The sequence below is a fragment of the Kitasatospora sp. NPDC054939 genome (assembly GCF_053610105.1).
Genome location: NZ_JBSGXP010000059.1, coordinates 37,432 through 46,061, shown reverse-complemented (window position 1 = coordinate 46,061; position 8,630 = coordinate 37,432). Strand labels below are relative to the sequence as shown.

6 protein-coding genes are annotated in these 8,630 nt (G+C 76.2%); 3 read left to right on the top strand and 3 right to left on the bottom strand.

What is annotated here, in order from left to right:
* Positions 1 to 224 precede the first annotated feature (224 nt).
* Positions 225 to 2,039: an ATP-binding cassette domain-containing protein gene (locus tag ACWGB8_RS18785; protein WP_452214611.1), complete on the top strand. Its 1,815-nt coding sequence runs from the start codon at positions 225 to 227 to the stop codon at positions 2,037 to 2,039.
* Between the two features lie 222 nt (positions 2,040 to 2,261).
* Positions 2,262 to 3,095 (top strand): SDR family oxidoreductase, encoded by an 834-nt coding sequence (locus ACWGB8_RS18780; protein WP_452214610.1) that lies wholly within the window; start codon positions 2,262 to 2,264, stop codon positions 3,093 to 3,095.
* Between the two features lie 62 nt (positions 3,096 to 3,157).
* On the opposite strand, the gene ACWGB8_RS18775 is transcribed toward ACWGB8_RS18780, so the two are convergent.
* Together ACWGB8_RS18775 and ACWGB8_RS18770 are read right to left on the bottom strand one after the other, a co-directional pair.
* On the bottom strand, positions 3,158 to 5,392 hold the full coding sequence (locus ACWGB8_RS18775) for an MMPL family transporter (RefSeq protein WP_452214609.1): 2,235 nt from the start codon (positions 5,390 to 5,392) through the stop codon (positions 3,158 to 3,160).
* A gap of 255 nt (positions 5,393 to 5,647) precedes the next feature.
* Positions 5,648 to 6,679: a saccharopine dehydrogenase NADP-binding domain-containing protein gene (locus ACWGB8_RS18770; protein ID WP_452214608.1), complete on the bottom strand. Its 1,032-nt coding sequence runs from the start codon at positions 6,677 to 6,679 to the stop codon at positions 5,648 to 5,650.
* Positions 6,680 to 6,778: 99 nt separating this feature from the next.
* Here ACWGB8_RS18770 and ACWGB8_RS18765 point away from each other — a divergent pair, with 99 nt between their 5' ends.
* The gene (locus ACWGB8_RS18765; RefSeq protein ID WP_452214607.1) at positions 6,779 to 7,726 is read left to right on the top strand and encodes a helix-turn-helix domain-containing protein; all 948 of its coding nucleotides are present in this window, start codon (positions 6,779 to 6,781) and stop codon (positions 7,724 to 7,726) included.
* A 32-nt stretch (positions 7,727 to 7,758) separates the two neighbouring features.
* Here ACWGB8_RS18765 and ACWGB8_RS18760 read toward each other — a convergent pair whose 3' ends face one another.
* Positions 7,759 to 8,625 (bottom strand): 3-hydroxybutyryl-CoA dehydrogenase, encoded by an 867-nt coding sequence (locus ACWGB8_RS18760; RefSeq protein WP_452214606.1) that lies wholly within the window; start codon positions 8,623 to 8,625, stop codon positions 7,759 to 7,761.
* Between the last annotated feature and the right edge of the window lie 5 nt (positions 8,626 to 8,630).

Here is an 8,630-nt window from a genome sequence, read left to right as displayed (position 1 = left end):
GAGCACGAGCCCGCAACCGGAGCACCGGTGAGCGCCCCGCGCCCCGGGCCGACAGCGGAACGGAATCCGGCCGCCGGGCCACCGGCCCCGCAGACGGCCCCGGGCGGAGAGCCGGCGGGACCCCCGCCACCGCCGACAACCCGGGCAGGCGGGCATGAGCGACACCCCGCCCCACCGGCGACCGCCGCCCGCCCGACCACGCCACCGCAGCACGAGGAGGAACGGTGCCCCGTCGACCACCGCTGACCACGGGCCTCGGCCTCAGCGCCCCCGCGGCGCGGCTGCTCGCCGACGGGCTGCGCGGCAGCCGCGCGCCGCTGCGCCGGATCGCCGGCTGGTCGGCGCTGGAGGGCGCCCCCGCGCTGGCGTCCGGCTGGGTGACGGCCGCGGCCCTGGACCGGGGCTTCCTGGCCGGCCGCCCGGGCGTCGGGCTGGCCTGGATCGCCCTGCTCGCCGGGCTGTTCCTGGTCCGGGCCGCCGCCGAGCGGGCGATGTTCGCGTCGTTGGCGGAGGTGGTCGAGCGGCTGCGGGACACCCTGGTGCGCCGGGTGGTGCACGGCGTCCTGGAGCGGGCCACCGCGGCCGGGCGCAGCAGCGGGTCGGCGGCCGTCTCGCAGCTGAGCGGTCAGACGGAGACGGTCCGGAACCTGGCCGGGACGCTGCTGCGCACCGCCCGTCCGCTCGCGGTGTCGCTGCTGGCGGCCGTGGTCGGACTGGCCGGGCTGAGCCCGGTGCTGGCGCTGCTGGTGCTGGGGCCGCTGCTGCCGGCGGTGGCGGTGTTCCTGTGGTCGATGCGCCGCTTGACGGCCCGTCGCCGGGAGCTGGTCCTCGCGGAGGAGGCGGTGGCGGGCCGGGCGGGGGCGGCGCTGGGCGCGGCCCGGGACCTGACCGCGCTGGGTGTCGAGCGGCAGGCCGCCGCGCTGGTGGAGCAGGAGGTGGCGGTGGCGGCCCGGGCGCAGCTGCGGGTGGGGCTGGCGGCGGCGGTGCGGGTGCCGATCGTGCTGCTGGGCGGCTACCTGCCGCTGCTGCTCCTGCTGTTCGCCGGTCCGGGCCTGGTGGAGCGCGGGTCGGTGAGTGCGGGGGCCGTGGTCGGGGCCGCGACCTATGTCGCGGCGCACCTCGTCCCGGCGCTGCAGCTGATGGCCGGGGCGGTGGCGGGGTACTGGAGCCAGCTGGGCGTGGTGCTGCACCGCCTGGCGGAGGCGGCGACCACGCCGGAGCCGTCCACGCCGGAGCCGCCCGCCGGATGGGAGCGGGCGCCCGGGTCCCCGCCCGCGGCGCTGCGGCGGACGGACCTCGTGGTGGAGGGCCTGGACTTCGCGTACGGGCCGCACGCCGAACCGGTCCTGCGCGGCCTCGACCTGGACGTCCCGGCGGGAGACCACCTGGCCGTGGTGGGTGCCAGCGGTATCGGGAAGTCCACCCTGGCGGGGCTGCTCGCCGGGATCGTGGCTCCGACCGGGGGTGCGGTCCGGCTGGGCGGCTGCCCGGTGGCGGAGCTGGACGAGGAGGTGCGCCGCCGGGTGGTGGCGCTGGTGCCGCAGGAGGCGTACGTCTTCCCGGGCACGGTGGCCGCCAATGTGGCCTACCTCGCCCCGGACGCGTCGCGGGCCCGGCTGGAGGCCTCGGCCCGGGCGGTCGGCCTGGACGCGGTGATCGGGCGGCTGGGCGGCTGGGACGCCAGGATCACCGCCCCGGCGACCGAACTGTCCAGCGGTGAGCGCCAGTTGTTCGCCCTGGCGCGGACCCATGCGAGTGCCGCGGCGGTGGTGGTGCTGGACGAGGCGACCTGCCATCTGGACCCGGTCGCCGAGGAGCGCGCCGAGGCGGCGTTCGCGGAGCGCCCCGGCACCCTGATCGTGGTGGCGCACCGGCTGGTCTCGGCCGCCCGGGCCCGCCGGGTGCTGCTGCTGGACGGTGGGCGGACGGCGCTGGGCACCCATGCCGAGCTGCTCGCCTCCGCCCCGCACTACGCCGAACTCGTCGGCCACTGGAACGGGCAGGCGGACGCGGGCGCCGCCGCCTCGGCCTCGGCCTGACGGGCGCGCGCTCCCGCGGACCGTACGCGCCCCCGGGCGCACCCGTGCGCCGTGCGGCGGGGCTGCGCGACCCCTGGGCGGGGGCGGCCGGCTCTGGCACGGTTGGCCGGCACGGCGCCGATCCCGCCGCGGGCGCCCGGCCGGGGCGCGGGCCGGGGTGTGTCGCGACCGACAACGACGCGACCGACGACGACGCGACCGACAACGATCTGGGGGTACCGCGTGGCAAGACGCTGGCTGGTGACCGGCTGTTCGTCCGGACTGGGGCAGGCGCTGGCGGCGGCCGCCGCCGCGGCGGGGGACACCGTGGTGGCCACCGCGCGCAAACCGGTGGCGCTGGAGGAGTTGGTCCGCGACCACCGGGACCGGATCCTGCCGGTGGCGCTGGACGTCCGCGACCCCGCCCAGTGCGCGGAGGCGGTCGCCACCGCCGTGGACCGCCTCGGCGGCCTGGACGTGCTGGTCAACAACGCGGGCAACGGCGTCTTCGGGACCGTCGAGGAGGTCGGCGACGAGGAGTTGCGCGACCAGCTGGAGACCCTGGTGGTGGGGCCCTGGCGGCTGGCCCGGCTGGTCCTGCCGGTGATGCGGGCGGCGGGCGGCGGCCACATCGTCAACGTCTCGTCCCTGGCGGGCCGGATGGCCTTCCCCGGTCTGGCCGCGTACGTCACCGGCAAGTACGCGCTGGAGGGGATGACGCAGGCGCTGGCCGTGGAGGCCGAGCCGTTCGGCATCCGGGTCACCGCGCTGGAGCCCGCCGGGTACGCGACCCGCTACGGCACCTCGGTCACCGATGCGGCCGGGCGCTCCCCGGTCTACGCCCCCTACACGGACCCGATGCGCGGGCAGTTGCGGATCATGGCGGACCTGCCGACGGTCGGCCGCCCGGAGGACTTCGCCCGGGACGTCCTGCGGCTGGTCGCCGAACCCGGTCCGCTGCCGGTCCGGATCCCGCTCGGTCCCGACAGCCACACCTTCGTCGGGGCGGCCGAGGAGGCGGCCCGGACGGAGCTCGCCGCCGCGGCGGCCCTGCTGCCGGACCCCGGGAGCCGCTGACGCCCCCGGCGCGGACGTGCGACGGCCGGCCCCCCCGGGGTGGGGGCCGGCCGACAGCGGCGTCAGGCCTTCTCGCCCGCACCCTCGGTGTCGATGTGCGGCAGGATCCGGTCCAGCCAGCGCGGCGTCCACCAGGCGCGCGGGCCCAGCAGCGTCATCACCGCGGGCACCATCAGCAGTCGGACGATGGTGGCGTCGATCAGGACGCTGACGGCGAGGCCGAGGCCCATCATCTTGATGACGATGTTGTCGCTGACGATGAAGGCCGCGAACACGCTGACCATGATCAGCGCCGCGCAGGTGATCACCCGGGCGGTGATCTCCAGGGCGTGCGCGACGCTCCCGGCGCTGTCGCGGGTGCGGATCCACGCCTCGTGGACGCGCGAGAGCAGGAAGATCTCGTAGTCCATGCTCAGGCCGAAGACGATGGCGAACATCATCATCGGCACGTAGCTCTCGATCGGGACGGTCCCGGAGACGCCCAGCGCCGGTCCGCCCCAGCCCCACTGGAAGACGGCGACGACCACGCCGTAGGAGGCGCCGATCGAGAGCAGGTTGAGGACGGCCGCCTTCACCGCGATCAGCAGCCCGCGGAAGACCGCCAGGATGATCAGGAAGGCCAGGCCGACGACCACCAGGATGATCCACGGGAGCCGGGCGGAGACGATGTCCAGGAAGTCGACCTGGCCGGCCGTCGTGCCCGTCACGTAGGTCTGCGCCCCGGTGCCCTGGACGGCGTCCGGGAGCACGGTGTCCACCAGGTTGCCGACCAGCTTGGTGGTGCTCTCGTCCTGGGGGCGGTCGGTCGGGATGACGGTGTTGTAGATGACGACGCCGTCCGGGCTGGTCTGGAACGGCGTCATGCTGGCCGTGCCGGGCAGTCCGGTGAGGGCCTGTTCGACGGAGGTCAGCAGGGCGGGCCGGGCGTCCGCGGCCACCGCGGTCTGGTCGACGACCACGGTCAGCGGACCGTTGGACCCCGGGCCGAACGCATCCGACATCAGGTCGAAGGCACGCCGGTCGGTGAACGAGGTCGGGTCGGCGCCGTCGTCGATGTGGCCGAGCTGGATCGAGAACAGCGGGATCGTCAGGATGCCCACCGCGACCAGCCCGCCGGCCAGGAACCACCACGGGCGGTGCTCGACCCGCTGGGCGTACCGGTGCCAGACGCCGGTGACCTCCTCGCCGGGCGCGGCGCCGGTCTCGGCGACCGGCTTCTTCACGGTGATGCGGTCCATGTTCCGGCCGATCAGGCCCATCATCGCCGGGAGCAGGGTGAGCGCTCCCAGCACCGCGGACACCACGGTGACCGCGGCGGCCACGCCGAGCTTGGCGATGAAGGAGACGCCGGAGACCGAGAGACCGGTCAGCGCGATGATGACCGTGCAGCCGGAGACCAGCACCGCCCGGCCGCTGGTGGCCACCGCCTGGCCGGCCGAGGCGACCGGGTCGACGCCGTCCATGAGGTTCTGCCGGTGCCTGGTCAGCAGGAACAGCGCGTAGTCGATGCCGACGCCGAGGCCGATCATCGTCGCCAGGGTCGGGGCCACCGTGGCGAAGGTCGACACCGCGGCGAGCAGCCCGAGCGCCCCCAGGCCGCAGATCGCCGCCACCAGGGCGGTGATCAGGGGGAGTCCGGCGGCGATCAGGCTGCCGAAGCCGATCAGCAGGACGACGATCGCCACCGCGAAGCCGATCGCCTCGCTGGTCCGGTCGTCGGGCGCGGGGCGGGCCAGCTCGCCGAGCGGGCCGCCGTACTCCACCTCCACGCCGGCCGCGCGCAGCGGGGCGACCGCCTGGTCCACCTCGGTCAGGTAGTCGTCGCCCAGGGTGCTGGGGTTGGTGTCGAAGCGGACGGTGATGTAGCCGGTGAGGCCGTCGGTGGACAGCGGCCCGTTCGGCGGGGCCGGCTGGCCCTGCGGGGGCAGCGGGCTCTGCGCGGAGTTCACGTGCGGGAGCTGCTGCAGCGCGGTGACGGCCTGTTCGATCTGCGCCTGGAAGTCGGTGAGCGGCTGCCCGTCGTGCAGGACGACCTGGGCGTTGGTGCCGCCGGCGGCGGGCTGGTGCTCCTGCAGGACCTGCTGGCCCTTCTGCGACTGGCTGCCGGACAGCGAGAAGTCGTCCGAGTACTCCCCGCCGACGCTCCGGTTCGCCACCTGGATGCCGATCAGGGCCAGGATCCACAGCGCGATCACGATCACGAAGTGCCGGGCGCACCACGACCCGAGGCGGTGCAGCCCCCCGGGCGCGGCCGGGGCCGAGGGCGCCGCGCCGGAGGACTGGGTGGACGGCGGCATAGGCGCTCCCGGGCCGGTGGAGGTGACGGACCATCGTCCGATACGGGCGTTTTGCCCGGTTCGTGATGGTAGGCAGTCGTCCGCCCGCTGCTGCACAGGCGCGGCGGTGGGTCCCCCGGCCGGTCGGCAGGACCGTTTCCGCAGGACGCCGCCCCGCCGGTCCGTCCTGCTCTGGCCCCGCCCGCCGGCCCCGCCCACCCCGTCTGCCGCCCCGCCGGCCCCGCCCCGTCCGCCGGGCCCGGCGGGAGCGGCGGCTCAGTGCGGGAGTTCGACCTCGACGTGCGGGGCCAGCGCCCGCAGGAAGTCCGCGGCGTCGAACATCGCGCCCGCCGAGGCCGTCCCGCCGCCCCGGGTCCGCCCGTCCAGGATCCGCCGGACGGCCTCCACCGCCAGCGGCGCGGAGACGGCGTAGATGTCCCGGCCGCGGGCCGTTGCCCGGCGCTCCGCACCGCCCGCGCGGACCAGCACGTCCACCACGAAGGTCTGGTCCGAGCGCCCCTGGTCGTCGACCGCCTCCGGCGCCGGGGTGCCCTCGTCCGCGAGGTCCCGGGCGGCCTCGACCGTCATGTAGGTGCGGACCTCCGGCACGGCCAGGTGGCTGGGCACCGTGACGACGTCGGCCATCGAGAACTCGGCGAGCACCCGCCGCCGGCCGAGCGGCTGCGGGAACTCCCAGTCCTGCTGCGCCGCCGGGTCGTCGTGGTACTGCAGCGCGCCGCCGGTGAAGCGCACCCGCCGGCCGGCGCGGCGCTCGTGGGAGACCCGCCCGGCCGCCCGGGTGCCCTCGGTGGGGCGCCAGCCGCTCAGCCCGTACGCGATGTGCACCTCGTCGGCGGCCCGCCACCCGCCCATCGCCGCGGTGGCCAGCAGGTCGCCCAGACCGCCGTAGAAGGCCATCGCCGGCAGCACCGGCGGGCCGTCGTCCCCGGCCGCCCCGGCGAGGACGGCGGCGTTGGCCTCGATCTCGGCGGCGACGTCCACGTACGGGATGCCCGCGCGCCGGGCCGCCGCGACCAGCGGGCCGCCGGTCACCGCGAACGGGCCGGCGCAGTTCACGACGGCCGCGGCCCCGGCGAGGGCGCGGTCCAGGGCCGCCGGATCGTCCACGGCGGCCGGGCGCACGGCCACGTCGTCCCAGTCGGCCGCCGCCTGCGCCAGCCGGGCCGCGTCGCGCCCCGAAGCGACGGCGGTGAAGCCCCGCCGCCGCAGCTCCGCGACCACGAAGCGGCCGGTGTGCCCGGTCGCCCCGTACACCACCACCGCCGGTGCCGTGTGCTCGCCGTCCATGCTTTCCCCCGATTCCTCCGGTTCCGATGGGTCCAGTGTTGCGGCGGTCGGCGGGCGGCCGTGATGGTCCGGAAGGACAGCACCCGTACACTTTCGGACATGCCCTCTGTCGCCCTGCTGACGGCCGGTCACCTGCTGCACTTCGAGCTGGCCGTGGCGTACGAGATCTTCGGGAACCCGCCGCGGGAGGCCGTCGACGACTGGTACGAGGTGCTGCTCTGCGGGCCCGGGCCGGTGCGGGTGGGGCCGTTCACGGTGGTGCCCGAGCACGGGCTGGAGCGGGCGGCCGACGCGGACACCGTGATCGTGCCCGCCTGCGCCGACATCGACGAACCGCTGCCGCCGGAGCTGGTCGAGGCCGTCCGGCGGGCGCACCGGGCGGGCGCCCGGGTGGCCTCGCTCTGCACCGGGGCGTTCGTGCTGGGCGCGGCCGGGCTCCTGGACGGCCGGCGGGCCACCACCCACTGGGCGCACGCCGCGGAGCTGAGCGCCCGCCACCCGCTGGCCGAGGTCGACCCGGACGTCCTCTACACCGACAACGGCAGCGTGCTCACCGCCGCCGGCAAGGCCGCCGCCGTGGACCTCTGCCTGCACCTGGTGCACCTCGACCACGGCGCCGGCATCGCCAACTCGGTCGCCCGCCGCCTGGTCATGCCACCGCACCGGCCGGGCGGGCAGGCGCAGTTCGTGGCCACCCCGGTACCGGCCGGCGGCGACCACGCGCTCTCCGAGCTGCTCGCCTGGGCCCACCGGCGGCTGGACCGGCCGCTGACCGTCACCGATCTGGCCCGGCGGGCGAACACCAGCCCCCGCCACCTCGGGCGGCAGTTCCGCGCGGTGACCGGCGAGACCCCGCTGCAGTGGCTGCTGACCCAGCGGGTGCGCCGGGCCCAGGAACTGCTGGAGGCCACCGACGACGGCATCGAGGCGGTCGCCCGGGCCACCGGCATGGGCACCGCCACCACCCTCCGGCGCCAGTTCAAGCGTGTCGTCGGGGTGCCGCCGGACGCCTACCGCCGCTCCTTCCGCGCCGCGGGCCCGGTCTGACGGGAGGTCGGACCGGGCCCCGGGGAGCGGGATCAGGCAGCCCGGTGCCGGTGGAAGCCCCGGCCGGACTTGTGGCCGAGCAGCCCGGCCTCCACCATCCGGGCGAGCAGCGGCGGCGGGGCGTACAGCGGCTCCTTGTACTCGTCGTACATCGACTCGGCGATGGCCAGCACGGTGTCCAGGCCGATCAGGTCGGCGAGGGCGAGCGGCCCCATCGGGTGGGCGCAGCCGTGCACCATGCCGGCGTCGATGTCCTCGGCGGTGGCGTGCCCGGCCTCGGCCATCCGGATCGCCGAGAGCAGGTAGGGCACCAGCAGGGCGTTGACGACGAAGCCGGCCCGGTCGCGGGAGCGGATCACCCGCTTGCCGAGGACGTCCCGGGCGAAGGCCTCGACCCGGTCCAGCACCGCCGGGCCGGTGTGCAGCGAGGCGACCAGCTCGACCAGCGGCATGACCGGCGCCGGGTTGAAGAAGTGCAGTCCGAGGACGTACGGGGCGCGGCCGGTGGCGATGCCGAGCCGGGTCACCGGGATGGCCGAGGTGTTGGTGGCCAGCACGGCGTCCCCGTCGACGAGCACCTTGTCGAGGGCGGCCAGCACCTCGGCCTTGACCCGCTCGTCCTCCACGACGGCCTCGACGACCAGTTGGCGATCGGCCAGCGCGTCCGGGTCGTCGGCGAACAGCAGGTGCGCCCAGGCGTCGGTGCGCTGCCGCTCGTCGATCCGGCCGCGGTCGGCGGCGCGGTGCAGCGAGCGGTCGATCCGGCCGCGGGCGGCGCGCAGGGCGGCCGGGTCCCGCTCGCAGACGATGGTGTCGAGTCCGGCGCGGGCGAAGACCTCGGCGATGCCGGAGCCCATCTGCCCGGCGCCGACGACGGCGACACGGCGGATGTCGTTCATGCGGG

Excerpts from the sequence above, each read along its gene's own strand:
- ACWGB8_RS18760 (WP_452214606.1), bottom strand. The coding sequence starts at position 8,625 with ATGAACGACATCCGCCGTGTCGCCGTCGTCGGCGCCGGGCAGATGGGC.
- ACWGB8_RS18765 (WP_452214607.1), top strand. The coding sequence starts at position 6,779 with ATGCCCTCTGTCGCCCTGCTGACGGCCGGTCACCTGCTGCACTTCGAG.
- ACWGB8_RS18775 (WP_452214609.1), bottom strand. The coding sequence starts at position 5,392 with ATGCCGCCGTCCACCCAGTCCTCCGGCGCGGCGCCCTCGGCCCCGGCC.
- ACWGB8_RS18770 (WP_452214608.1), bottom strand. The coding sequence starts at position 6,679 with ATGGACGGCGAGCACACGGCACCGGCGGTGGTGGTGTACGGGGCGACC.